The 26,503-nt window shown below is 56.5% G+C and carries 22 protein-coding genes; 8 read left to right on the forward strand and 14 right to left on the reverse strand.

The window, feature by feature from the left end:
• Window positions 1-123 precede the first annotated feature (123 nt).
• The 4 genes from Fuma_RS26985 to Fuma_RS27000 all read left to right on the forward strand — a co-directional run bounded on the left by Fuma_RS26985 (window position 124) and on the right by Fuma_RS27000 (window position 4,304).
• Window positions 124-1,035, forward strand: coding sequence for a serine/threonine protein kinase (locus Fuma_RS26985; protein ID WP_077026846.1), 912 nt, complete (start codon window positions 124-126; stop codon window positions 1,033-1,035).
• Window positions 1,026-1,964: a tetratricopeptide repeat protein gene (locus tag Fuma_RS26990; RefSeq protein WP_145944404.1), complete on the forward strand. Its 939-nt coding sequence runs from the start codon at window positions 1,026-1,028 to the stop codon at window positions 1,962-1,964. The genes Fuma_RS26985 and Fuma_RS26990 overlap by 10 nt, the downstream gene beginning before the upstream one ends.
• 895 nt (window positions 1,965-2,859) lie before the next feature.
• Window positions 2,860-3,243, forward strand: coding sequence for a 50S ribosomal protein L21 (gene rplU / locus Fuma_RS26995; RefSeq protein WP_077026848.1), 384 nt, complete (start codon window positions 2,860-2,862; stop codon window positions 3,241-3,243).
• Between the two features lie 281 nt (window positions 3,244-3,524).
• Entirely contained in the window at window positions 3,525-4,304 is a 780-nt protein-coding gene (locus tag Fuma_RS27000; RefSeq protein WP_083732644.1) for a glycosyltransferase family 2 protein, read from the forward strand.
• A 56-nt stretch (window positions 4,305-4,360) separates the two neighbouring features.
• Here the strand turns inward: Fuma_RS27000 and Fuma_RS27005 are convergent, their stop codons facing one another.
• The gene (locus Fuma_RS27005) at window positions 4,361-5,665 is read right to left on the reverse strand and encodes a peroxiredoxin family protein (protein WP_145944405.1); all 1,305 of its coding nucleotides are present in this window, start codon (window positions 5,663-5,665) and stop codon (window positions 4,361-4,363) included.
• A gap of 384 nt (window positions 5,666-6,049) precedes the next feature.
• On the opposite strand from Fuma_RS27005, the gene Fuma_RS27010 reads away from it, so the two are divergent.
• A complete protein-coding gene (locus Fuma_RS27010) occupies window positions 6,050-7,600 on the forward strand; it encodes a serine/threonine protein kinase (protein WP_145944406.1) in 1,551 nt (516 codons plus the stop codon).
• Window positions 7,601-7,738: 138 nt separating this feature from the next.
• Window positions 7,739-8,707, forward strand: coding sequence for an acetyl-CoA carboxylase carboxyltransferase subunit alpha (locus Fuma_RS27015; protein ID WP_077026851.1), 969 nt, complete (start codon window positions 7,739-7,741; stop codon window positions 8,705-8,707).
• A 129-nt stretch (window positions 8,708-8,836) separates the two neighbouring features.
• Here Fuma_RS27015 and Fuma_RS27020 read toward each other — a convergent pair whose 3' ends face one another.
• From Fuma_RS27020 to Fuma_RS27055, 7 genes are all read right to left on the reverse strand, one after another.
• Entirely contained in the window at window positions 8,837-10,057 is a 1,221-nt protein-coding gene (locus tag Fuma_RS27020) for a CvpA family protein (protein ID WP_077026852.1), read from the reverse strand.
• 210 nt (window positions 10,058-10,267) lie between these two features.
• Window positions 10,268-10,717 carry a D-aminoacyl-tRNA deacylase gene (gene dtd, locus Fuma_RS27025; protein WP_077026853.1) on the reverse strand — a complete coding sequence of 150 codons (450 nt, stop codon included), beginning with the start codon at window positions 10,715-10,717 and terminating at the stop codon, window positions 10,268-10,270.
• A 21-nt stretch (window positions 10,718-10,738) separates the two neighbouring features.
• Window positions 10,739-11,563, reverse strand: a complete 825-nt coding sequence (locus Fuma_RS27030) for a metallophosphoesterase family protein (protein ID WP_077026854.1) — start codon at window positions 11,561-11,563, stop codon at window positions 10,739-10,741.
• Complete coding sequence (locus tag Fuma_RS27035; protein ID WP_077026855.1) at window positions 11,560-12,480, reverse strand: radical SAM protein; 921 nt, start codon at window positions 12,478-12,480, stop codon at window positions 11,560-11,562. Before Fuma_RS27035 ends, Fuma_RS27030 begins: the two co-directional genes overlap by 4 nt.
• Window positions 12,477-13,730 (reverse strand): NAD(P)-binding domain-containing protein, encoded by a 1,254-nt coding sequence (locus tag Fuma_RS27040; RefSeq protein ID WP_083732363.1) that lies wholly within the window; start codon window positions 13,728-13,730, stop codon window positions 12,477-12,479. The genes Fuma_RS27035 and Fuma_RS27040 overlap by 4 nt, the downstream gene beginning before the upstream one ends.
• A 75-nt stretch (window positions 13,731-13,805) precedes the next feature.
• The gene (thiO, locus tag Fuma_RS27045) at window positions 13,806-14,924 is read right to left on the reverse strand and encodes a glycine oxidase ThiO (RefSeq protein ID WP_077026857.1); all 1,119 of its coding nucleotides are present in this window, start codon (window positions 14,922-14,924) and stop codon (window positions 13,806-13,808) included.
• Window positions 14,925-15,260: 336 nt separating this feature from the next.
• A complete protein-coding gene (locus Fuma_RS27055) occupies window positions 15,261-15,902 on the reverse strand; it encodes a DNA-3-methyladenine glycosylase I (RefSeq protein ID WP_099091832.1) in 642 nt (213 codons plus the stop codon).
• A 323-nt stretch (window positions 15,903-16,225) separates the two neighbouring features.
• On the opposite strand from Fuma_RS27055, the gene Fuma_RS27060 reads away from it, so the two are divergent.
• Window positions 16,226-17,359: a DUF1559 family PulG-like putative transporter gene (locus Fuma_RS27060; RefSeq protein WP_077026860.1), complete on the forward strand. Its 1,134-nt coding sequence runs from the start codon at window positions 16,226-16,228 to the stop codon at window positions 17,357-17,359.
• A gap of 132 nt (window positions 17,360-17,491) precedes the next feature.
• Window positions 17,492-18,115, forward strand: a complete 624-nt coding sequence (locus Fuma_RS27065) for a PEP-CTERM sorting domain-containing protein (RefSeq protein ID WP_145944407.1) — start codon at window positions 17,492-17,494, stop codon at window positions 18,113-18,115.
• 179 nt (window positions 18,116-18,294) lie between these two features.
• Here the strand turns inward: Fuma_RS27065 and Fuma_RS27070 are convergent, their stop codons facing one another.
• The 6 genes from Fuma_RS27070 to mreC form a co-directional block, all read right to left on the reverse strand.
• The gene (locus Fuma_RS27070) at window positions 18,295-19,650 is read right to left on the reverse strand and encodes an alpha/beta hydrolase (protein WP_145944408.1); all 1,356 of its coding nucleotides are present in this window, start codon (window positions 19,648-19,650) and stop codon (window positions 18,295-18,297) included.
• A 301-nt stretch (window positions 19,651-19,951) separates the two neighbouring features.
• Window positions 19,952-21,091, reverse strand: coding sequence for an alpha/beta hydrolase (locus Fuma_RS27075; protein WP_077026863.1), 1,140 nt, complete (start codon window positions 21,089-21,091; stop codon window positions 19,952-19,954).
• Between the two features lie 407 nt (window positions 21,092-21,498).
• Complete coding sequence (locus Fuma_RS27080) at window positions 21,499-22,533, reverse strand: sulfotransferase family protein (RefSeq protein WP_077026864.1); 1,035 nt, start codon at window positions 22,531-22,533, stop codon at window positions 21,499-21,501.
• 333 nt (window positions 22,534-22,866) lie between these two features.
• Window positions 22,867-25,062 carry a peptidoglycan D,D-transpeptidase FtsI family protein gene (locus tag Fuma_RS27090; protein WP_077026866.1) on the reverse strand — a complete coding sequence of 732 codons (2,196 nt, stop codon included), beginning with the start codon at window positions 25,060-25,062 and terminating at the stop codon, window positions 22,867-22,869.
• Between the two features lie 9 nt (window positions 25,063-25,071).
• Window positions 25,072-25,554, reverse strand: coding sequence for a hypothetical protein (locus Fuma_RS27095; protein WP_077026867.1), 483 nt, complete (start codon window positions 25,552-25,554; stop codon window positions 25,072-25,074).
• A complete protein-coding gene (gene mreC, locus Fuma_RS27100; RefSeq protein ID WP_077026868.1) occupies window positions 25,551-26,498 on the reverse strand; it encodes a rod shape-determining protein MreC in 948 nt (315 codons plus the stop codon). Before mreC ends, Fuma_RS27095 begins: the two co-directional genes overlap by 4 nt.
• Window positions 26,499-26,503: the final 5 nt, after the last annotated feature.

Consider the following 26,503-nt stretch of genomic DNA (forward strand, 5'->3'; position numbering starts at 1 on the left):
CGCGTTGGTACCTACGCGAGCCGCACCGTTACTCGCATTCCAATGGCGCGCTACACCGCGACATCAAGCCCGCCAATATCCTGATCGAAAAAGACGGGACGGCGCAGGTCACCGATTTTTGGATTGGCAAAAAGCGTTGCTGCCGATCACACAAACACGCGCACCGTCAGTGGAAGTCTGCGGTATATGGCGCCTGAGCGGTTCGCAGGAGTTTCCGACCAGCGAGGTGACGTCTATGCCATTGGGCTGACGTTGTACGAATTGCTCGCCGGGCGTCCCGCATTTGAGGAAAGCGACGCCGAACATCTGATCGGCTCAATCACCGATCCTCAACTGCAGTCCATCCACACGATCCGCCCGGACGTTCCGACCGATCTTGCAACGATTGTCCAGAAGGCGATTCATGTCGATCCTGCTTTGAGGTACCAGTCTGCGGCCGAGCTGCGCGACGATCTCGGGCGGTTCCTCACTAATGAGCCGATTCACGCGCGCGGAATTTCTGTCTGGGGACGTCTTATTCGCTGGGCTCGACGCAATCCCAGGCTGGCATCCGCAATCACTGTCGCTGCGCTGGCTCTGGTAACGGCGACGGTCGTATCAACGATTGCGTACGCGATGACATCCGCGGCAAATAAACGCAGTATGATCGCTTTGCAAACGTCCGAGCAAACCGTCGACCTTGCTTTGCAGTCGCTCAACGGTGTGGTCGACGTGGTTTCTGAGTCGCCGACTTCGGCCAGCGTAGCTTTCAGCGATTCTTTCGGTGACGACTCGCTTCCGAATGTTGCTCTCCAACCTTCACCCGTTTCCGCGAAGATTCTGGAACGTCTGCAACCCATCTATGAACGACTGTCGCAGCAATCACCAACTCGCCCCGACATCATTCTGCAGATGGTCGACGCCAGCATCCAGCTCGCGCGCATTCAACACTCGCTAAGCCGAACACCGGACAGCATCGAAACGCTGAATACCAGTGTCGCCTTACTCTACAAACGTGGCCAGCCAGCTTTGATTCAAGTGATGAATTGCATTTAAGACTCGCTCGACTGAATAACGAACTGGGCGCCATGCACGCTGCTGAGTTCCATCGTGAGCAGTCAAGTGCCTGCTATGAAGCAGCGATCGAAGCCGCAGAACAACTGACGGGGTCGCATGTCGCCGGCCAGATCGAACTCGCGCGAGCACACCTGAATTCGGGATATCGGCCGCCAAACCTCAATCGTGGCGAATCACTGACCGCCGACCAACGAGTCGCTGATCTCTCGCACGTCGATCGTGCGATTGACATTTTGCAGAGCCTGAAAGACGCACAACAGCAGAGCACGACAACAAATATTCTGCACGCGAGAAGCCTACTCGCCAGGTCGCGGATTTCCAGCAAACCTCGCGACAAGCACGATGACGTACGCGATGCCGTGTCTATCCTGCGCAGTCAACTCGACGCAACTCCAGACGACACCAATGTGCGGTTCGAGCTGGTCGCAACGCTGGCCGACGTCAACGTTCGCGGACTTCGTTCGCGGGCTCGATTAAACGACGCCTCCCGCCGCCTTCGCGAAGCGCTGGACGAAATCAGCAAACTGCGAAGCAGCAATCCCGACAACGAGGTATTCCTGACAAACGAAGTTCACCTGCGTCACAAGGTCTCTGCGGTCCTGCGAACTCGATCTCGATCTCGGTTCGATGATGCTGACGCGGTACTCAGTGAAGCCATTCAGTTGCAAACGACGCTGATACAAAAATGGCCGGACAGCGTGCCGCACCGTTGCTGGCGCGCGATGCTTTACCGAAGTCAGGCAGAACTGTACCGCCAGTGGGGCAGGGCTGATGCGTCGAAAGACGCGATCACGAACGCAAAAGCTGACATCGATGCAGTGGAATCCGAATCCGCTGATCACCCCATGGTCAAGCGTACGCGCGATGCCGTGAACGGACTCGGCAACGCGCCGACCTCGTCGCCCTGACGAACACCTGATAGAGACAGGATTGCCAGCGCCGACATTCCGAAGGGGACCGCTAAAGAGCCTGGCGATGAGCAAATCATGCGGCTGCATCCCTCATGGGTAAACGCAATTCAAAACAGCTTCAGCGGAGATAATTCTTCCAGATTGAGCGGGCGTGCTTTCCCGCCAACGGACCAGGGACAGAAGATCCCGGGTTTGATTTCATCTGGCACATAGTGAGAACATCATGTATGGACCGGAGACATAAGTGACAGGTGTTCGGAGACATGGGTGACACCCGTTGTGGTGGTAATGGTTATCGTTCTAAGGTTTGTTTGTTTTGGGATGAAGGAGTCGTGATCGTTCGTCGTTGAAGTCGATCATGCCCGCCAGTCGCGTTGCGCAGACCCTGCATTTGCGAAACCCGGCCCAATCGAACGAATGACACCCCATTCGGAATGGAAGCACTCGGCCACGGATTGGCGAGTCAAAGATTGCTGACGACCTTCAACCGGAGGTCACACCCCAGAGGTCAAACATTCACCAAGTGGCATAAACCCCCGCTCGTAGGTGAGCCCAGTTCCACCCCGAAAGCCAACCCTTCACTTTCAAAATCAAGAAGGGCGACAGCTTGCGCACAAAAAACACATTACTTGTTGCATTGAAACAGGTTACATCATCTTACGAGCCTCAAAAATCGAAGTTTGGTTAGTAGCCTCGTTGGCTCACGTGGTTGGTCAACGAGGTTCTAAACCTATTTCGGGGGTTTCCGGCAGGTTCTATTCCAACTTGACGTGATCACGTTATACTGCCCGATTCTGCGGCCCAAAGGGGCCAAATTAGTGAACGGGCGAACAGTAGTCCTTGGATTCCGCCGAGTCGCCCCAAAAGTCAGTGCTTTTCAAGGTCGTTGAACATGTTTGCAGTCATTGAAAACGGAAGCCGTCAGCACCGCGTCGAAGAGGGTGACCTGCTTTCGATGGATTATCAGGAAGACGCTCAGGTTGGCGCGACAGTCACCTTCGACCGTGTTTTAATTGCCAACGCGGGCGGTGCGAGCGTAATTGGCGCTCCCGTCATCGACGGAGCCACGGTGGCAGCGGAAGTGATTCTGGAAGAAGAAAAAGGCGAAAAGCTGGAAGTCCAGAAGCTGCGTCGCCGCAAGAACAGCCGTCGCCACACGGGACACCGCCAGAAATACACTCGCGTGAAAATCACATCGATTTCCGTACCAAACCTGGAAGTCGTTGCTAAGAAAGACGCTGCGGAAACCCCGGAAGCGAAGTCAGAAGACGCTTAGCACACGAAACAAACAAGTGAACAAAACGGCAGGCTTTTCAACAAGGCGTGCCGTTTTTTCTTGCGCATACAGTTAGCATTCGGGGCAGGGCAGGGTGCGAATGATCGCGATAACTGCAACAAATCCCCAAGGATACGCAAAACTCCCCAACTGATCCGGCTCACTGGCCGAATCAGGAAGTACGGTGCAAATGGTGAGTACCAGTGTTTCGAGGGGAGTGTGCAACCGTGCTGACAGAGACTGAGAATTCGGCGTCTGCCGTGAGTGAGGAAGCCTTGGCAATGATGGAAGACGTCATGTCTAAACAGTCGAAGCCGAAGATTGTGGCCGTCATGCCGGCTTACAATGCCGCCGCGACGCTCGAAAAAACCGTGAAAGACATTCCCGCCGGCGGCGTTGATGAGATCATTCTGGTCGACGATTGCAGCAGCGACAACACGGTAGAAGTCGCCCGCAAACTGGGACTGACCGTGATCCCTCATGAAACCAACACGGGATACGGCGGCAACCAGAAGACCTGCTACACGCGAGCTCTGGAAATGGGAGCCGACATCGTGGTGATGATCCATCCTGATTATCAGTACGACAGTCGCGTCATTCCGCTGGCTGCAGAGCTGATCCGACTGGGCAACTGCGACATCATTCTGGGCTCGCGCATTCGAAGCAGGGCAGAAGTGCTGGAAGGCGGAATGCCAGTCTGGAAGTACATCGCCAATCGTTTTCTGACGATCATCGAAAACGTGTCCCTCGGCCAGAACCTCGGCGACTTTCACAGCGGCTTCCGCGCGTATCGTCGCGAAGTTCTGGAAACTGTGGCGTGGGAAAAGAACTCAGACGACTTCGTGTTTGATACTCAGTTTCTGGCCCAATCGGTCGCCGCCGGGTTTCGACTGGCGGACATCCCTGTCCCCGTCCGTTACTTCGCAGAAGCGTCCAGCATCAACTTTCGCCGCAGCACTCGTTATGGCCTGCTGACGCTGTGGGTCATGTTTCAGTTCTGGCTGAATCGACTTGGCGTGTACAAGGCAAAGATCTTTCGCCATGAGAAAGAGCAGGGCTAACAGTATGCCAATGCGCGGCAGGGCGGTTTGCCATGCATCGCCGTGTCTGGTCCGTACTACTGACCAAGAACGTCGTCCAGTTCCTTCAGACCGTAGCGTTGATCGACTTCATAGAAGCCGCCGTGATAGTGAGCGATCTTTCCGGCTGGAGTAATCACCACCCACAGAGGTAGCTTGCCGTCCGAGTCGCGTGGGTCGCCGAACGCTCGCAGCAGCGATCCATCGTCGTAGCCCACCGGGTAACTAAGATTCATGAACTCAATCAGCTTGCGCGCGGTGCGTTTGGCCGAACGTGAACTTTCGGTCTGTTGCAAAGCCGGATTCATGGCGATGCCGACAACCTGAACGTTCTCGGCCTTTCGTTTGTTATAGAGAAACTCCAGATAGCCAACCTGACCATAGGGTTCAGACAACGGCTTTTCGGCGTACTTCCAGAAATGCAAAACAACCGTTTTGCCCGCAAGCGAATCAGACTCCAGTCGACCGCCAGTGACAAGTTCCAGCGAGAATCCGGGCGCTGGCTTGCTGAGCAGTTCGTCCTGGCGGTTCATGGCCTTACCAAGGCGAAGTTGCTGGCGTTCGACATTACGGCGGATTCGCAAAACAGCCTCTTGAAGAGGGGTGTCTTTGGCCAGCACCGTGAGCTGATCAATCTTTGCGGCCGCCGCTTCAATCTGTCGCGGTGAGAGGTCCGCAATCTGTGAGCCGGTTCGCCGCTTGAGGTCTCGCTGCAGCGCCAAGAGTTGCGTTTGCAATTGCTGAACTCGTTCGGCCGCAGCAGGTGGCAATGGGTTCGAAGCCACTTGCTTTAGAGTCAGTTCGAAACGATCCCCCTGGCCCATAAACACGTCCAGTGTCCCGGAAAGCAGCGTGTGATTGTCGGCCAGAACTTTTAACGATTGCCGACGTCCACGACGTTCAGTGGCGGCCAACTTCCAGAACTGCTGTCCACCTTCAGTGTCGGTGTCAGTGGCTTCAAACGCCCACGTGCCGACGGTCCACGTCGCCCCTTCAGCCACATCCTGAGGCAGGTTCATCACGAGCGGCGGTAGGGCGATCGAGTAGCTGTTACCGTCGTACTCATACTGCAGGTGCGGACCAGCTGTGCCGGTGCCGCTTAGTTGCCCAAAGCTCTCCGGCCATGGACAGCCTTCTCGTTCGTCGTCGAGAACGTGAAAGAACGATCCGCCATTCGAATGTAGCAGCAGAGCTTCGAATTCTCTAAGAATAAGATCTTCACCGTCAGCCGACTGCGACAATGAGCCGGCAAAACGCACTTCGGTGACGTCAGCTCTGCAGACGGAACTGGCTGTCAGCAGCATGATGCCGACGCTGCAAAAAAGAAGTTCGGTTCTAAGCACGGACAGTGATCCTTAAAGAGCAGGGCGGTGTTCGCTGCGCGAGACGTCCGCCCGAAAATGTTTACGTTCGGCAACATGCCGCTGTAAACGGCGGGCCGGATCAGGAATATCTCAGAATCCCGTTCACTCAGCAATCGACGCGGCCTACGGCGAATTTCGCTGACTCGTGGCCGCGGACCAGTCGTTTCGGACTACGAAGGCTGTTTCCCACGAGCCCAAACTGTCCACAACAAAAGGGAAACGGCTCTAAGCACCTTGAGAACACATAACAACGCGCAAAGGTGAGCCCCCAGGTCGAATACCCTTCGCATCGATGGCCCGGTCTGCGCTATAATGCCAACTGAATTCTGATGTTAAGGCTCACATTTAATCGGAGCGTGCGTCGTGTCTGAAGGTGATATGACGGTAGGCAACTACCAGCTAAAGAACTGCGTGGCATCTGGCAGCACAACGCAGATTTGGGAATGCAGCCAGGCGGGTTCGCCCATGCAATTGGCGATGAAGCTGATGCTGGAGGATGCGCGCAAGATCCCGGCCGAAAAGAACGTACTCAAGCATGAGTACAAAGTCGGCAACTCGCTTGATCACCCATCGTTTCTGCGATTCCACGAGATGGAGATCAATCGTGATCACGCATTTTTCGTAATGGACTTTTTTCGCTCACCCAGCCTGAAGACTCACATTACGTCGAACCTTACCGCTGTGCAGTCGTGCTTTCCCAAGCTATCAGAAGCACTGGCGACAGCTTATGAATACATGCACGAAAGTGGCTGGCTGCATCGCGATATCAAGCCGGACAACATCCTGGTGAACAAAGCGGGTGAAGCGAGAGTGATCGACTTCAACCTGGCATCGCGAGTGAAAGGATCGCTGGGAATGATGCTGGCTGGCAAGCAAACCATCCAGGGCACTCGAACCTACATCGCGCCGGAAACCATTCTGAAGAAGCCAGCCACCCGGCAAACAGACATCTACAGTCTTGGCGTCACCTTCTTTGAAGTGCTGACTGGCCAGCCACCATTTGCCGGCGACACTCCCAACGCGCTTCTGAAAAAACACCTGGGCGAAGACGTGGTGGCACCGTCGATCTACAACCCAAACGTAACGAAGGACCTGGATAAGATCATCTTCCGGATGCTTGAGAAGAATCCCAAGAAGCGATTCGAGTCGATGCAGGAAATCGCATCTGCCCTTCGTCAGGTGAAATGCTTCGAAGAAGACCCGGTGGCCAAGAAGGAGCGTTTGCTTCGAGAAGAAAAAGAACGGCAGGCACAGTCGGAAGATTCGCGGCTGGATAGTCGAGCCGACGCCGATCGAACATCCCGCGGAATCAAGGCTCCCGTCGCTCCTAAAAAAGTGGTCCGCCGCAGCATTGGGCTGGACCGCGAAGAGGCAGCTCAGAAAGCCAAGGATGCGAAGAAGCAGCAGCAACAGGGTGGCGTTCCACAGCAACATCCCGGGATGATGCCCGGCATGATGCCCGGCATGCCAATGCCGCAACAACCAATGCCGCCGATGGGTTACCCGGGGATGCCAATGCAACCGGGAATGGGCTATCCGGGCATGCCGATGCCGCAGCAACCGATGATGCCCGGACAACCGATGCCGTATCAGCAACCGCCACCCGGTTATCAGCAACCACCACATCAACAACCACCGATGCCGCCTCAGCAGCCAATGCCCGGCCAGCAGCCGCCGGCTCCTCAACAGCCCGGCCCACAGAATCCACCTCACAACCAGCAGCCGCCGCAAACTCAACCGCAGCAGCCCGCGCCAGCCGCTCAGCCGACTGCGCCGCAACCTGCCCCACCACCGGCTCAGCAAGCGCCCCCTCAACCAGCCGCTCCGGCTCAGCCAGCCCCCGCGCCCCAGCCGCCGGCAGAAGAGCCGAAAGAAATGACGCTTGAGGACATGATGGACATCAACATCGAGTAAACAGCGCGACAGCATTGCACATTCGCCATTTTGGCTGCGGCGGCCGCGCTTGTGTTCTCCGCTGTTTTCATCTGTGGTGAAATCGCCTAAAACTCGTCGACCGTACCCACAGATTCGATCACACTGAGAAACCCGGCCATGGCTCCGCAGCACCAGCTTCCCTTCGAAAAACCCGTTTACGAACTGGAAGAGCAACTTTCAAAACTCGAAGCGGAACCCAATCCGACGCCGGCCATCCAGGACAGCATTCGCCGCATGCGGGTTGAGCTCACTCAGCTAACGCGGGAGATCTACGAGAATCTCAACCCGTGGCAGATTGTGCAGGTGTCCCGGCATCCCGAACGACCTCAAACCGCCGACTACATCGAGCTGGTCTTTGATGAATTCGTGGAACTGCACGGCGACAAAGCCTTCGGCGACGACCGCGCGTTGATCACCGGCTTCGCCAAACTGGATGGTCGAAAAGTCATGCTGGTCGGCCACCAAAAAGGACGCACGCTGAAAGAACGCAACGAGTGTCTGTACGGCTGTGCTCACCCCGAAGGCTATCGCAAGGCGATGGCCAAAATGGAAATGGCATCGCGTTACGGGCTACCAATTGTGTGCCTGATTGACACGCCCGGAGCCTACCCAGGAATCGGAGCGGAAGAGCGAGGACAGGCGTACAACATCGCGGTCAATCTGCGAGACATGTCGACTCTGGAAGTCCCGGTTGTCTGTGTCGTGATCGGCGAAGGCGGCTCCGGCGGAGCGCTGGGAATTGGCATTGGCGATCACGTGGCCGTGCTCAAGAACGCCTACTATTCGGTGATCAGCCCGGAAGGGTGTGCGGGCATTTTATGGAAGCATTCCAGCCACGCCGACAAGGCCGCTGGCGCGCTTCGTTTCACCAGCAGCGATCTGGTGGATTTGGGCATTATCGATGAAGTCATCGGGGAACCGCTGGGCGGTGCTCACCGGAATCATCGGCAGATGGCCATGACTCTGAAGGGAGCATTGGCGGAGGCAGTTCAGTCGCTGGAAGGCATTCCCAAAGACGAACTGCTGGACCGTCGGTACGAACGCTTTCGCCGAATCGGTGTGTTCGAAGAAACGGGTGCGGCGTAGTTTCAGGAACTACCCCCAACGTCCGATAATGTCCGTTATGTTAAGTTAATGCGAAAATCAGGCGGTTTTTACAGGGGCTGGTTTTGACCGCCCCGAATCCCCACAGCAGCCGCCTTGAAACGCACGTGGCTACTGGCGACTTCGATCCAGCCGCTGCCGTAGCTCATAGCTGAGGTCTGAAAGCCGGACGCCCGCCTTGTCTATCTGGCGAAGGATCCGGACGTCGATGTGCGTCTTGACGTCCGTGTAGTTATCCGGATCGTTCGGCTGCAAACTCATGTCTGCGTACCAGTCTCGGATCACGCCCGCCTGGACCTTTTCAGGCAGCCCAACCAGGTGCTCCCGCGTCTGCTGCAGGATGTAGCCGCTGTCATAACCGGCGGACTCGTAGATGCGTCCGATGGACGCCAGCATGCCGGACACATCCGACCCGCCCGCCACACTACCGGCCTGCCCTGTCGACGATCCAATCGACGACAAAAACTCGGAGACGACGCCTGGGATTTCCCGGTCGAACGATCGCCCCAGATTGTTGACGAAATTCTGCTTTTGTTCCGGCGTGGCAGAATTCCATTGTTTCTGAATCTGATCTCCGAATTGCTGCCTCATCTGCTGAGGCAACGTGCGCCACAATTCGTCCAGAGTTGTCCCGCCGCCGGTATCGGTCGCGTCATCCGGCCGCCCTGACCCAACGGCCCCGGCCAGCCCGTCGATGAAGCCCGGCAAGTTGAAGCCGTCGCTGCCACCGCCCGACGATTCTCCGCCAGAGCTTTCATCGCCGCCCATCCAGCCAGGCAAACTGCTGCTGCCATCGCCCAGTTCGATGTGCTCGTTGTGTAACGGTTCCAGCTCTTTCTGGTATCGGTCCAAATAATCGTGCCAGTACTCAGGAAAGTACTGCGGCGTCAAAGGTTCGATCCCATCGAGCACGCGACACGCCACGCGGCCGGTGCCGGATTGCAGAACAGTAGCCTTCAAAGATTCAGACAGCGTGACGGCAAAGAAGGTGATCACCATCACAATAATGCCACCTTTGACCAGGCCGAAGATTCCGCCCAGATGCCGATCGAAGTCTTTAAACTTGGCCTGCTCCAGCCAGCTGTTCAAAATCCGAGCCAGCATGAAGGCTCCCACCGAGAAGCCCAGATACAGAATGAACATCGCGATCCAATGACGCAGCGGCTGCTCAACGTTGATCTGAGGTTCGATGGCCGGCGCAAGCTGGTCTGCAAACTTGAAGCACAAAATCAGCGCAGCGATCCAGGCCAGCTGAGTGACCAGACCGCGTTGAGCTCCCTGCCAAGCGCAATACGCCAAAATTGCCAGAACGACGATGTCGTACCAAACCATGATTCCCGTCCCATTTCCAACCTTCGGACAGCCGTGCCCGCAGCCAGCGAAGTATAGGTGGTTTGAGCCAAACCCGGAAAGAGGGAATTTCAGACGGGATTACACGCCCCGGACGACCGCTGGTCACCAGACTTTCCGATCGAATCGGTTTCGAACCGGCCGCAGGAATGGTTACGGTCAATTGCTCGAATCCAGACGAGATCGGCCTCGTTAAAACTGCTTGCGGCTGTCAAGCATCAGAGTCACCGGGCCATCATTGACCAAAGCAACGTCCATATCCGCCTGAAACGTACCTGCCTCAACGGGCACTCCAAGGCCTCGCAGTTCCGCCACGAAACTTTGATACAGACGATTAGCCAGTTCCGGCCGCGCGGCTGCAATAAAACTTGGGCGACGACCTTTGCGACAATCGCCGAGCAACGTGAACTGGCTGACAACCAACGCCGCTCCGCCGATGTCTTTTAGATCGAGATTCATCTTGTCATCGTCATCTTCGAAGACTCGTAAGCCGGCAACCTTGGCCGCCAGCCAGATGACGTCCTGTTGACTGTCGTCGGCCGCGACACCAAGCAGAATCAAAAAACCGGCTTCGATCTTTCCCACGATGTCGCCGTCGACCGTGACGGAGGCCTGGGAAACTCGTTGAACAACGGCACGCATGTTTCACTTTCAGATTCGCAATCAAAACCGACCAGCACGCCGTTCGCGCGATGGCAGGATTTCCAGACAGGTTGTCCACCAACCAGTCAACACAGTTTCGGTGAACTCGTCGGGAAGATGCTCCGCACGCATTTCGGCAGCCAGTCGCTTGTGATCATAGACCACCGGTACGAACTCCACCGAGACGTCGACACCACTTCCGTGAAAAGTGCAGGGAAGGGCATTCGAATTTTTTTCGCCGCCGATTTCGACAATCGAGTACCAGACGTTCGTTGAGCCATCATTCTCCGGCCGCCCCAACACACCGACGTTAATGTAGCGACGTCCGCCGCTCAGTTCACGCTGCCAGTGGATGCCGGAATGAGTTCCGACAATCACGTCGGCGTTGTATTCGTCAGCGAGTCGATTCAGGAACGCTGTACTGGTTGAAGACTCCCACAAGAATTCGTTTGTTCGTCGAGGACTGCCATGGCACAGCAACACGCGCAGGCCATCTACTTTCAGTCGTATCTCAGAAGGCAATTCCCGAAGCCACGCTTTGTTAGTATCGCAGGTGTTCGCCAGAGTGTAGTCGTAGCTTAACTGAGCGAAGTGGTTATCTTTCGGATCGGTGTAGCCGCATTGGCAGTCGTTCAATTCGTTACCGATGCTGTCGTCATAGTTGCCTTGAATGCACGCTACATTGTGCCGTTGCAGGATCGGAAACACTCGGTCAGGATGCGGGCCGAAGGCACCAAGGTCGCCAAGGCAATACATGGCATCAACACCACGAGCCCTGGCATCAGCGATCGCCTGTTCCAGCGCGAGATAGTTGCTGTAGAGTCCTCCGAACAACGCGAGCTTCATGTTTCGGAACTCGCCGTCGGATTTCGCAGCGTCGTGTTCGAACAAATCGCACCGTACTGATAGCACGTGTAGCACGCTCCGTGACTCAACGGAAACTCGCCCAACGATTCCGCCAGCGTGTCACCCTTCTTTCCGTCCGACGCTTCCAGTAAAATCGGACAGACGAACACCCCGCGATTCGTAATGACTCGACTGTGATGACACAGCAACTGGTCCCGATCGAAGCCGTGCATCATTTGCGGCGTGATCCGTTCCGTAGATTGATATCCCTCGGTTCGATTCTCTTCAGCCCCGATCTTCAGACGCGGTAGAATTTTCAGACGCGGCCGTCGACAACCGTGCGCCTTTAACACACGGCGGAACTGTTCGAGGATGTCATCGCTTTCAGAATCGTCCCAGGTTTGAGTCATTGTGATGATCGGCAGGAAGTCGTGTTCGCACAATAGTTCAACGCCCCTCATCGCTCGTTCGAACGTGCCTTCACCACGCACCGGATCGTTGATGTCCGGCGTCGGGCCATCAATAGAAACTCGCAACTCCAAACTAAAGCCAGACTCGTCTTCAGCGCGCCGCAATTCCTGCAGCCATTCGGTTTTCAATACTGTGCCGTTCGTTAACACAGTCGCCGGGCCATACTGCAGAGTGCGTTGCAGCATCGGAACAAGGTCTTTGTTCAGAAACGGCTCACCACCGGTGAAGTAATACTCCCGCACTCCGTACGCGATCGATTCGGCTAAAGCGGCTTCAACCTGCTGCAGGGTTAAGAATTCGAAGCTGTGATTGTGAGGACTGCAACTGATGAAGCAGTGTCGACACGTGAGATTGCAGACCGTGCCCGAAACCTGGAACCACAATTCGTCCAACGATCGCAGCTCAATGTTTGGAACAGTCTCATCAGGCAACGTCGCGGACTTCATGCGTTCGCTCCGTTTGTAGAAGCAAAGTGTTCAAACACCTGATCGACCTGCTGCAGCCCGATTTGCATTAGAAATCGAGAATCGCGGCCATAGCTGGCGGCACCCAGAATGTAAAAGTTGGGCTCCGGATTCTGAAGTAACTCACACCCCGTCGAGGTCTGCTGCAGGCAGTCGTTGGAAGATTCTCCCAGCAGGTGAGCCGCAAGTTTGATCGGCCCGTCCGTCGCGTAGCATCGATGGATCTGCAGTTCGCGGAACGGATCGGTGTTCGGGCGGTAACCGGGGTTAGCGATGATATGGTCGCAGAAAATGCGCTCCACCCTGCCCTCGCCTGATTCCGGATTCGTGAACAGCTTCACCGCGAATCCGGATTCTGTCTGTTCGATTTCATCAACATGCAGACCGGGCCTCCAATCAACGATCGGATCGTCACCAACTGCCAGCCGGTTGGCTCGATCAGTAAGCTCCGCGCGCATCGGCAACGGATCATCGATCACTTGTCGTAATGGCTTGTCACAATTGCCTCGCGTGATCCATGTGATTTTGGTAGCGGCGTCATCGCCGGCGAGGTCCGCCAGCAGGCACACCGACGTCGCTGCCGAGTATCCGCTGCCAATCACGAGGGAGTGCCGGCCTCGATACCGATCGCCTTCCGCGCCGGCCACGTTGGGGATGCCATAGTCGCTATCAGTCAGCAATAACTGTTCGCCGACACACGGCATCCCCCCTGCCCCGACGAAATGGTGTCGTGACGTGAATCCCGAACAATCCAGCAACACGTCCGCGTCGAAAATTCGTTCGCCGTCATTGGTGCGTACCAGAATCCGAAACGGCTGGTCGGCTCGACCTGGCTGACCAATGCGATCGGACTTACCGAATGCGCGACGACTCACGGCAACGACTTCGTGTTGAGTCAGCACGCAACCGGACAGCGCCGTACTATTCGCGAGCGGCCGCAGATAACGTTCGCAAAACTGTCCACCGTGAAGCAAATCGTCCAAAGCCGGCGGCTGCTGATCTGCTATGAGGCTCCGGCCGACTGTTGAGCTGTTCATTCCAAACGGCGTGAACAGTGGAACGTGCTTCCACCGCTGAATAGCGTCTCCAATATCGCCGCGTTCGAGGACCGTTACGTCGAAGCCCTGGCTGACAGCTTTCACAGCCGCTTCAAGTCCGATCGGTCCGGCACCAACAATGACAAGGCGATTCTTCTGCATAGTGCCGCAGGTGTACACAAAGTCGCGGCTCATCGCATCCGTCGACAGACATAATCCGACAGCAAACCCGCGAAGAATGCCCTCACCGCATGGGCCATGTGAGCTGCGTTACAAGTCCGTAGAGGCCACGGCGCGATCATACGTCAACCCATCCATGCTGATTTGCGGTTCACGATCCACCAACAGGTCTGCCAGCAGCGCGCCGGTTCCCGGCGACATCTGAAGCCCCGACCGAAAGTGCCCTGCCCCGACAAACAGGTTTTCAAATTTGGGGACTCGCCCAAGGAACGGCAACTCATCTGGCGAGCCCGGCCGCAAACCAGCCCAACACTTCACCACTTCAGCCTTACCGAGTTCCGGGACCAGCGACGCCGCGAATGTCAACAGCCCGGAAATAGCGTCCGCAGTCGTACGTTTTTCGAAGCCAACGTGCTCTTCCGTCGCGCCAACCAGAATCAGCCCGTCGGTCCGAGGCACAAGGTAACGTCGTCCCTGCTCAACAACGCACGAAAACGGAAGACGATTGGCCTTCAGCAACGCGATCTGCCCGCGCACTGGTTTCACCGGCAGCGAAATACTGAGCGGAGCAAGAACCTGATTCGTCCACGATCCAGCTGTCACGCAAATTCGATCGGCGGCAAACGTGTGATCGAATGTCGACGCCGTCACGAACCCGTCGTTGCCTGCAGTGAGTCGCACTCCATCGACGTACTCAACAATCTCAACCCCAACATCCCGGCAGGCCGCTGCAAGAGCTTTCATGTGACGCGGATTCCGCACCTGGCCAAAGTCGGGCAACACTACACCGTGTTCAAACGTCTCGTGCAGATCAGGAACATGCTGTTCCAGACCTGTTCGGTCCAGGGTGAGCACATGAAGACGTTCGGCTTGCCATGCCTGAACCTGCTCGCCGAAGAGTCCATCATCTGTTGGTAGTTCGACCGCACCGCACTGACGAAACCCGTTATCGATTCCGGTACGATCTTTCAACAGGGCCGCCAGTCCCTTCCACATCTCGTGACTGTAAGATCTCAGCCGCGCTTCGGGCGTAGTTGCCTGGGAGAGATTACCTGGCGGCAACATGCCGGCCCCCGCCCACGACGCTTCACGCCCCACCGACTGACGGTCCACGACTGTAACCGCCCTGCCCTGCTCTACCAGTTTTAATGCAGTCGTGAGCCCGATGACTCCGCCGCCGATGATCAGAATGTCTGTTGAAGAATTCACGAAAGGTACTGTTGAGGTCTATGTATAGCCGGAGTCGGTTCAGCAGCGCGTGCTATCTGTCGCCTGAAGGAACAAACAGTTGCGCGGCGCTGAGTATATGTCACCGTCGCAACGTATCCAACAGACGCAGTCACCCAGCCCGCGTTTACGAAATTCGATCACGCGTTTCAGTCGGTGCCGCTTGCCGAGTGGCACTTCGCCGCAGGCGACTGCAGTACATTGCCGATCGCCGTACGATTCCACTTGCGGCCTTCTGGGAAGCCGACTCCGCGTAGATTCGGCGAAGCTGAGAGTCCAGCTCGGCAAGCAGGACCCAAATTACGTTCCATGAACGCTTCACGACTTCGGCCGGCGAAATTTCTTCCGCAGTTTCTCCACCGTGTCGTACTGCGAACAACCAATAAGATGATCATTCACCATGCCCATTGCCTGCATAAAGGCATAGGCGGTGGTTGGGCCGACGAATTTCCAGCCAAGTTTCTTCAATGCCTTCGACATCGCCATAGCTTCGTCACACGTCGTTCGTTGATAGGCTTCGGCCTTCGAAGTGAGCGGCACCCTGCCCTGCTCTTTCGGTTCCCATTGCCAGAACCACGCGGCCAGCGAACCGAAGTCACGTTCCATTTCAATGGCGCGTTGAGCGTTATTGATCGTCGCTTCGATCTTGCCCCGATGGCGGACAATGCCTTCGTCTTTCAGCAGCCTGGTGACTTGAGGTGACTTAAACTTCGCCACCGCGTGAAAATCGAAATCGTGAAACGCCGCTCGAAAGTGCTCCCGCTTCCGCAAAATTGTGAGCCAGCTTAGGCCCGACTGAAAACCTTCGAGGCAAATCTTTTCGAACAGCCGGCGATCATCGTCCACCGGGCAAGCCCATTCGGCGTTGTGATACAACACATAATCATCATGCCCCTCGCACCACCAGCACCGAGGCTGTTTGTCGTCGAGATAAGAAATTCCGACTCCGTCATTAGCCATGTTCAAACGCAATCCCGTACAGCAGTGGTCAAGTGTTCAGTCGCACGAAAACGGGGCATGTTCAATATAGCAACGCGCCCGAACTGCACTTCAGCAGGCGATTCGCTCGCATGTGGAATTTACCACAGACTGGTGTGCATAATTTGAACACTTACGGGCTCGAACACGCGTGCTTCTGGACTCCCGCAGAAACCATGAATTTGGTTAGAAAAGCTTAAATTCACGAGTTTAGCAGCAGATTCTGGCGGGGCATTCGATCAGAATCCGTTTAGAGGGATTCCCCGCCTACCCCATTATCCAGATTCTTCCCCGGAGAGACAGGTATGTTGAAAACAAACAGCGGAATTGGCGCTCGGAGCACCAATCGCCGCCGAGCTGGTTTTACGTTGATCGAACTACTAGTGGTCATCTCCATCATCGCAACTCTGATGTCCCTGATCCTCCCCGCCATCCAAAACGCGCGGGAAGCCGGAAGAAGAACTCAGTGCCTCAATAACATTCGCAATGTCACCGTGGCGTTGCTCAATTTTGCTTCCTCAAACAAGAGTCGGCTGCCAGCATTGAGTTACTACAATCGCAACCCGGGGAGCATGGTCCCGTCGTTTTCCGATGGTCGAAGCTGGGTTGTAGAAGTGCTTCCGTTTATGGATCAGCAAGGAACGTATGACCGTTGGGATAATGCTCTACCTTGGGACAGCGCAGTCGTGAACTCAAATGGCGCCCGGAATATTAATTTGGCCGGTGAACTCTATATCGAGGCGTTGGCTTGTCCGAACGATGAAAGTGCGTTCTCTATTCCGGGCGGGTTGTCATACGTTGCCAACGCTGGGTTTGGAGACTCCACGGTCGGTGCCGACGAGATGGTTCAGGATCCTGGACACTCGTTTCATGCCGAAGACTTCGATTGGGACAGTAACGGCACGACGCTTGAAGTCACTGACACCAAGTTGACGCGCGATACTGGCGTTTTTTGGTCAGAGTTTGGTTCTGTACCAAGTACTTCGAACCCGAGCGCGACCATCGGAAAGATATACGATGGCTCTGGAAACACCATTATGCTTTCCGAAAACATCAATGCAGGGCAAGGAAACTGGGCAAATCCCAGTCTGAACAGTTGTGGCATGATGTATCCGATCAGCGGTGCTCCATCCACCCCCGGGCAAACTGACCGGGCTTCGAACGCGGTGCTCGGGAATACTCCCACAGCAATCCTACCTGGAACTCAACCGTACATTAACCAACGTAAGACCGGCCCGGAGGGCGCTCCATTTCCTAGTTCAAACCATCCAGGAATCGTAGTGGTTTCAATGTGTGACGGTTCAGCGAAGACGATCAGTGAGAACCTGGATGAATATGTGTACACCCAGTTGCTAACCCCCTCAGCCTCAAGGCTTCGGACATTGGCAACTGCAACACAGTTTGTCCCTGAAAAGCCAGTCAGCGCGGACTCTTTCTAGACATGGATCTTGCGATAATGTGCGTGAGCACATCAGGCTCCCTGCGGCATTTAATTAGCACTCATTCCCCCGTTTTACTTGCATTACCCGGTTGCCCCGACTAGCCTCGTCACATAAACACGGAGCGGTCGGTTGCTCAGGGAGTTTTTAGCGTTCTCAGGATTGGTTTCTTTAGGGTTTCGTTACATGTCTAAAATCACCATAGCACTGCTGTCCTTCTTGTTGCCTGCTGCCAGTCTGCAAGCGGATGTCATAACGATGGGAAGTCATGCAATAGCATTCACGCCGTCGCTCACTCCTATCGGATCTGGAACCTTTACAAACGGCGCTGCAGCTCCTGATGTTTCCGAGTCGTACACGCTTGGGTCGAATACCGCAACTTTCAGCTTCAACTTGACGGATGACGGAGCTGTCGCGCCAGGCGCAGCTAACTTCCTTGAGCTGGCCGTCGACTTAGGGGGGTTCTTGACGACTGGTGAGAACATCACTTGGGAACTCTCGTCTTTGATCTTCGCTAGCGGTGCTGACATTTTTTCGGTCACTCAGCTCACAGGTGCCGCGGCGGTCAGTATCACGCATAACAGCGATGACATGATCACAATTCAAACTCCGACTGCGACGGCGAACCAAAGTTACACATTTCTAATCACCGATGATTTGACTGCAGCGACAGTGCCAGAACCGTCGAGCTTTGCTCTGCTGATTCTCGGAGGAGCTGGTTTTTGGGGCGTGCGGCGTCGACGTCGCCAAGGCTAAGCCGACTCGGCGTGGTGCCCGCTCAAATACGGATCTGCAATCCCAGCACGGTAGCAATCTTGTCACCGTTGGGTGGCACGTCCGTGAACAGCGTGTGTTGCGAAGCAACAGGAAGCCGCTCTAACGGTCGCCAGCCAGTGAAGGGCCTCGTGCTGATTCCAGCGTCGATATGGAGTGGCCTACCTCGCAAACGCCGACATCGACTGCGAGACGTCAAACGTTGGTCGCAAGTACGCCGCCAACCGATCCAGCACCTGCACATTGCTGCCGTAGTGGGAGTGGCCGAGGTGATCGAGGGAGTGGACTCCGGTGACTCGAATGGTGTTTACACCTTCGATGTTCAGAGCGGCTTGAGAATCTCCGGCTCGATAGCGGCCGTTGTGGATTTTTCGGGATGCTTTCAGAGCGTAGTCTGTGTCCGATGTGATCAAGACGATGTTGCTGGCGGCATGACGGATGTGGTTGATGAACGTTTTGAATTCTGATTGAGCGACGTCGGGGGCGGCGAGAATCAGGTTGCTGATCGGGGACGTCTCTGTTCGGTCAGCGGACCATGATCGCCATGCCGGAAACCTCGTCTGAAAGTCCTGCATGCGGGGGCCGACAACAGAGTTGAAGCGTCCATCTGCGTCGCTGCGTCCCAACGGAAAGCCTTGCCCTGCCGCAAAGCGGCGGTTGAGCGACGCCAACTGAAGCCGGTCTGTGGGTTGGCCTGTTGGGTCAATGTTGCCGGTCAATGCGCTGATGGCTCGCAGTGCGACGCGGTTGCCCATGCTGTGAGCCAGCACGTTTAGGCGGACGGAATCGTCGAACTGGTTTCGCAGTTCAGCGAGCAGCTCCGCAAGGTTCCAGAAGTAGCGTTCCGCCAGTCTTTCGTCTGAAAGATACTCGGTGGTCTTTGCGTGAGACTGCCAGCTAAAAGCGATGACAACCCCATGGAATGGCATGTCCTCAGCCAGTTGAGCGGCTCGAGCAATCGCGTTGTCCAACGAGACGTTGAAGCCGTGGACGAACACCAGAATGTCTTTTGATTCGGCTTCGTCGATGGCCGTTTGCAGTGATGAATAGAAGTCCGCTTTGCCGCGGCGTTTCAGCGGCCGCACCTGTAGCTGGCTCTCAGCACTTGCACCCACAACGCACTCACCACGACGACGCCTGAACGGCACGGTGACTTCGGAAAACCCATGAGTTGAAGGTGGCATGGCGCAAATGGCGTCGACCGTTTGTTCGGAAAGCGTGCGACCATTCAACGATGTGGCCGTCGACGCAGTAGTCGCACTGTCAGCCACAGCATCCAATCGATTTGTGACGAATGCGATCCGCCATTCCGCAGCCCGGGCCGGAATTGTCGACCGTTGAGGTGACGAAGAATGCCCTGACAACGCAAAGTTGCCCGACAAGACGGCAGTCGACCGTGGCAGTGGGCCTTCCACGCCGCGAAACAGCCAGCTTTGAGCGTAGTTGCCGGCGAATCCCACAGCGGCGATGATCAAAGACGCCGCCACTCCTTTGGCATAGCGAAAGATTCCGTTCACACTTCGGCCCTGATTGTTCGCGCGGTGTATCTGATTCAAGCAACTGCAGAGCTGCACAATTTATCAGACCTGGCGGTCGCCATGCGACGACAATGTTACTCACCGCAAAATTCACATGGGGCGACGCAACAGGGTGCCGGGTCATTCGGCAAATCGTGCTGCTTGCTGAACTACTGCAGGGACCTTCACCACATCAGACATTGTGAAATTCGTCGAAACTTCTGCTACCGCGTACAACCGTGGCGCATGACGAGAACTGGCCAGGCACCTCAGTACGTCCCGCTGCTCAGGCTTCCGACCTTCAATTATCAGCCGGCCGCAGCACGGAATCGATGACTTGATAACTGGCTTCTCGCATGTCGTCCGGGAAGTTATGGTCGCTGTCAGGGTGCTCGATTTGCAAGTTCGCAGGGTCACCCAGAAGTTCGTAAACCGGTCGAGCTGCTTCCGCACAATCATCGACACTCTTCCAACGAAAATTGCTGTCGTGCAGGGGAGCGTTCACAAATAACGGGCGTGGGGCAAGAGCTCCCAGCAGTTCAGGGAAGTCAAACGGGATCTGCTCCAGCTTATTGCGATAATTGGACATGCGAGGCATGTAGCGGATCTGGCACCAGCCCTGGCCGAAATACCACACTCGCTCTGCTCCATCCATGTAGTCGGTGTATGAATCAAGCCCGCAACTACTCACGACGGCCGTGACGCGTTCGTCCAGGACGGCTGTGTAAACGGCGTTGTGACCACCTAGCGAATGGCCGATGGCTCCGAAGCCGTTGGTGCTGTCGACATAGTCGCGTGATTCAAGCAGGTCGAGGCCCCGACTGTTGTCCCAGATGGCTTTCATCGTGCCACTAACGTAGCCCAGCTTGCCGAGATTCGGGTAGTAGTTGGCGAGGTGTGGATACGCGGGCGACAGAGTCACGTAGCCTCGTTCGGCCAGCTCCGCCGCGTATTGCCGCCCTGCCCTGCCGCCAAGTCCCACCACAACCTTATGGCCGACGGTGTTGTCGGTCGGATGAAGGCACAGCACGGCCGCCGCTTTGTGCTTGCCAGCGAGTACATCTTTGGGAATGCACAGATACGCCGGCGTGCGAGACCCCGGTTCAGACTGGTAGGTAATCAATCGACGAACGTAGCTACCAGCGTCGGCTTCTTCTTCGATCTTTACGGCAAGGTCAACTCGCCGATCGTCGCCGGGCATCGGTCCCATCACCTGCTGCATCGCGGCCAGAATGTCGGCTCGCCGTTTGCCCCATTCGGCCGCGTTGGTGACAGGCTTAACGGTCCCGCTGTCGTCACGGTATTGAAGCAGGTTCGTCCGATCCAGCGTGCGCAACGGCGGTTGGGCGGGAGCGGCATTGGACAGCACAGCGAATAGAGCCAGGCCTGTTGCGGCTGAAGAAAACAATTGACGAATGGCCGTGTAGCTGACGCCCGTCATGGCAGTCCTTTTTAAGACACGTGACAGAAGGTGTACGCCCTTGATGCAAACCGGGCATGAGATTCTGCCAAGGTGACGTGTCGGCAGGATTCCGTCAAGTGTCCAGCTTTGGCGCCAGCGATCAACGTAAACAACAGCTTCTATTCAAAGCGTCAGCTCTAATCGGCTGGCGGGCCGTCCCGCACTAAGAACCCCTAACCAAACCTGTGTGAGCCGCGACGTTTGTGGTTTCGTTTCAGGCAAGAAGTGAGGAGGAGGAACCACAAGCGGCCCGGAAGGTTGCGACGACAGCAGCCGATCTGGGGCGTCAGCGCTCCTCGACGACATCTGTCGCCTCGTCACTTTTCCTTGCATCTCGACCACTGTCGTCACAACGCGGCCACACAGGTGTTGTGTTGTTAGGGGTTCTAAGTAGCGACGGGCTGCGCCGCTGCGCTAAAGTACTGTTGCACTCGGTCCTGTTCTTCCGACGTCAACGTTAGCTGCTGCGATGTCTGAAACGGCGGAAGCTCATCCAGCTTTGCCTTCGCATTCAGTCCTACACCATCCAGCGAATTCGCAATGCGACGGATCGCCTGCTGCGGGTGTTCGCAGAAGTCTTCATACGTGACGTGAACCACTCGATCATCACAAACACTGCTAAGCTGTCGCTCGATGTTCTCATCGATAGACGTGATCTGCCGACACACGTCGTCAACATAAGCCAGCGGGTCGGCAGAAGAATCCGACGACGCACTCTGCAAGCCCCAACCCACAGACTTATCGCCCTGCACTTGTGAACGTGCTCGAATCAGCGAATTCGCAACGTACAACGGATTGCGCCGCACAACGACGAACTTCGCGTTCGGCAAGTGTTCCGCCAGCAGCGAAATGCAGCTTGTGTTGCGGTTGTTTTTGTTAAGGAACGGCTTGTCGAAATCATGCGACCACGCGGCGAAAAACGCCTGCATGTCGGCGACCGTTTCCGGCGTCAGCGATTGAGCCGGCTCGTAGCGGTCTTCACCCAGCCAGCGGTCCCAGATGTGAAACGCATCGTTGGGGCCTCGCAGGTGAGTCGTCTGGCCGTAGTAGTTTCGAAAATCAGGACGGCGCAACGACGGTAACGCGTTCTGTACGCGCGACGCAGTTAATGGCGAACGGGGAAACAGCCCGCTGAGGTTACTCGGCGAGCTAACGTCCAGGTAAAACGCCAACGCCTGATACACCAGCGTGGTGCCGCTGCGAGGTGCTCCGACAATCAAAACCTGGGGATGTTTCGCTTCTACATTCTTTGCCACATGTCGACGTTCGAAACGACTCAGCACCGCATCAAATGGTATCGCCCCCAATCGCAGACCTTCACGAAACAATGCGCCGTAGGCCGCTCGGTTGCCGGACTTCAGCATGCGAAAAAGCAGCCCGACGGGGTCTTGAAAATTACTTGAGGGAGCGGTCCGACTCATGGATAGCTTTCTGGGAGATCAAACCAGGAATGTCTGCCGTGATTGTTACAGCAGCAGTAGGGAAATGCAGACGATTTGATGTCGCCGGCCGCCTGTTAAGTTCCCCTTGCGCGCAGGGCGCGGGTTTGATCGAAACGACGACGATGTTGCATTCCGGAAACGCCGGACTTCGCTTCGCCACAAATTGTGAGCCGGGCTGGTTATGGCACCATGTCTGAGTACATCAATGCGAACGAACGCCGATGCTTTGAGCAGTCTCCCTGTTGCTGTGACCGGTTCGCACTCGTGGCAGACAGCCTTCACCATCCGAACCGCCTGTTCCGCGGCCACATGTCAGCGAGACTCGCCGCAGAATCCGCTGCGATGCATTTCGCGCACCAGCTCGCGAGCCACCACGCCGGCAGCCTGACTGCCGGAACCGCCGTGTTCAAGGACAACTGCGAACGCGTACTTCGGTTGATCGGCCGGGAAGTAGCCTGCAAACCAGGCGTGATCCTGTTTTCCCGGAGCGGTCTCGGCCGTACCTGATTTACCGGCTATCAGCACATTCTCTAATCGGACTGTTTTGTAACCCGTTCCATAGGGAGCCTGCACGACAGCGGCTAGACCTTCGCGGATTCGGTCCAACACCGCGCCCGAGAGTCCGGGAATTCGATGTCGTGCAATATCGTGCGGACGGTCATCAATGTCGCGTGTTGTGCGAGCCGTTCCGTCGGGGCTAACGACGTGAGGCGTTACCAACCAGCCACCGTTTGCGATCGCTGCCATGCTTCGCACGATTTGCAAAGGAGTTGCTGTAAGGCTGGACTGACCGATTGCCAGACCCAGAGCCTCTCGATCCATGCGTACGTTGGCCGGCTCCGTGACAACCGATCCGGGTACGTTGCCGGCTTCTTCGAAGGGAAGGTCCACGCCCGTTGTTCGGCCGAATCCGAAGCGATCGAACCACGCTCGCAGTGGCGAAAAACCAAGGCGTTGAGCGGCATCAAAAAAATACACGTTGCATGATTGAGCTAACGCCTGAGTGAGCGTGGTGTCGCCGTGCCCGGACCCGTACAGTCGAAAAATCAAACACCGATGTTCATCGGGGCTCTTCAAGAATCCCTGGCAGGCGAACATGGCGTCAGGGTCAAGCGCCTTCGCTTCGATCGCGGCGGCAGCCGTGAATGGTTTGATCACCGAACCCGGCGGCAGAGCCATTGATGTGACTCGGTGAATAAACGGATGCCGTCGGTCAGCGTTCGCGGCCGCCCAGTCATCTGTCGAACTGCCGGTGAACAAAGAAAGACTGAACCGCGGCGCACTGGCAGCGACCAGCAGACGCCCCGTCGCTGCGTCCATCACCACGATGGTGCCACCTTTCGGAACCGGTTGCGGCCGCGATTCCTCGCTGTTTGCGACCGGCAATAGCTGTTGCGGGGCGTCTGTCAAAGCTTCGTCCAGCAGTCGCTCCGCGTGTCGCTGCAAGTCGGAGTTCAACGTGAGCACGACGTCACGACCACCAACCGGTTCGCGCTCGACCTCGTCTTCCAGCACCTCCATCCGCCGATTGCGCACAATTCGCCGGCGACCGGGAACGCTTTTTAGCTGATGTTCGTAAGTGCGTTCCACGCCGAAGCGACCGCGCCGCGGCACCCACGATCCGCTTTGAGTCGCCGCTTTCAGATCCGCTGTTTCTTCGTCCATTAACGGAGTCCGAGCTCCAACAACGTGAGCCGAAAGTTCTCCCTGCGGATACGTGCGGCGATGTCCGACAACGACTCGCACACCGGGAAAGCGGTGCGGCTGTTGACGGATTACGGCAGCGACCTCCAACGGCACGTCGTCCACGATCTCGTGAAACGATTCTTCTTCGCGCACGACGATTCGGTCTGACTGACCGCGTCTTGCGGGCGTTGTCAGAGCTGCGCGAATCGATGACGCGATCCGGATCAACAGTCCGTCATCGCCGTTCGTTGCAATGCGGTCTTCCGTTGATTGCAGGCGACGGCGGTTAACAGAATCAGCGATCCTCTGCACCCTGCCCTGCACCGTTCTCAATCGGTCTTTAAGCTCCGTCACCGGGATCGCCGCGACTTGCGCAACGGCAGACCACATTTCATCTCGTGTGCTTAGAATATCCGCTTCCGTTACCTCGACCAGTGCCGGATCCCTGCGTTCGGTTCGCGACAAACGCCTACGCACCTCGCGGCTCACCCATGTGGCGTCCAAGGGTTCCTGTAACCAGCGATAGTGCATCTGCACAGAATACTGATCCACATCTGCAGCCAGCACGACCGATGATTCCGTTAAGATCCGGCCGTCGCGAGCGGGAATCGCTTCGTACTCGACAGTGGTCGCATTCAGCGCATCGAGATACCGTTCCTGCAAACGGCCCTGCACCCAACCCATGCGTCCCAAAACGATGAACGTTGCTGCAAAGAAAGCGATCGCCAGCATAACAAACCGAGTTACCGGTGGCGGATCGATTAGCGCATCCGGTGCAGCACCGTCGTCATGGAAGATCGGATTCAGTGGCTGGTTATGCATGCCGTCCGACTATAGGGAAACGGTTCTGCGGAACCCAAGTTCTTCCGACATCCTCAGCACAAACACAATCAGCAGCATACAGGGAATGGCAACGACCAATCGCGGTGCTGCGGCAGACGTCATGACTCGCAAACCGGCGTCATACGCACCAACCGCCGTCAGCACGACTTCACCCAGCACCACGATCGCCAGTGGGTGCAACCACGCAGCACGGCCGTTTTCGTAGCGGTGGGATGAATCACCGTTTGTCAGGAATCGAGCCGTCAGTAACAGCACAACGGCAATTTCCAATGGTGGCCCTGTCGCCCCAAGAACCCAACTCAACAACATCGCGGCCCCTGCCACAACGACGCCACTGGCACTCCGCTGCCACAGCATGCAGCCGACCGCGCTGGGAATGACGATACTGCCGACCGGCAACAAGTCCGGCCGTGCCTGTTCGGCCGCCAATGCGAACCACAGCACAACGGTCCATAACGCAATTGCTTTCATTGCTTTGCCTTGACTGAAGAATTCAGCTTCGCCTGCACAACAAGCACTTCGTTTAAGCCGTCACGGTGGAAGGCTGGTTGCACCGATATACTCCACTCACCGCCCGCCGAAAATTCGGCCTTCACAACTTTTCCAAAATACAGTCGCGGCCCCTGGATCCCGTCGATGTCGGCTGAAAAAACTTCATCGCCAATCGCCACTGCGGCGGTATACGGCACGCCGACAATGCGACAGAATCCATCACCACTGCCTTCCAACATGCCTCGGGCGGCGTAATTTGAAGTTTGCGATCCCTGCTGAACAAGCTGCACGGCCGCTGAAAATTCGTCGTCCGTGACGGGCTGCACGACACTCACCCACCGCGACACCGAGGCGACGCGGCCGACTACCGCTAAGCCGGAGATCACTGGCTGGTCCTCCTGAACACCGCTGCCGGAACCTTGATCGACCAGCATGCCATGACCTTCCACAATCACGTCCGAGCGTTTCAAACCCGCCTGCTGGCCAGCTTCCAGAAACATCTCGCGAAGTCGCGACGGCGTTCCAGTGCGACTTAGCACTTTCGCTCGCGTGGTGACGAAATTCACCAGCGACCGACCGACAATTGTTTGAGCACCCGTTTGGCTGCGAGCCGTCCGCAGTTCGTTTCTTAGCCGGGCGTTTTCAATCACCAGTTGGCGCCGTTGCAGTTCGTTTTCTAGCAACGCGTTTTGCAATGCGGCTGCCCCGGACAACGAATTTTCGGCAGGCGTTGCGTCGCCGCCTTGATTGCTTTTATGCGAAATCGCGGCAACGACCAGGCGACCGGGGCTAAGCACGTTGTGCAGTTTCATTCGCGCGGTGGTCAGCGAACCTCGCGGGTCAGCAACGTACACTGCGACTGTCAGCAGCAGCATCGCGACCACGGTGAACCAAATTGGTTTTGATGATGTCGTCGGATACATACCGT

The organism is Fuerstiella marisgermanici (assembly GCF_001983935.1).
Lineage (GTDB): Bacteria > Planctomycetota > Planctomycetia > Planctomycetales > Planctomycetaceae > Fuerstiella > Fuerstiella marisgermanici.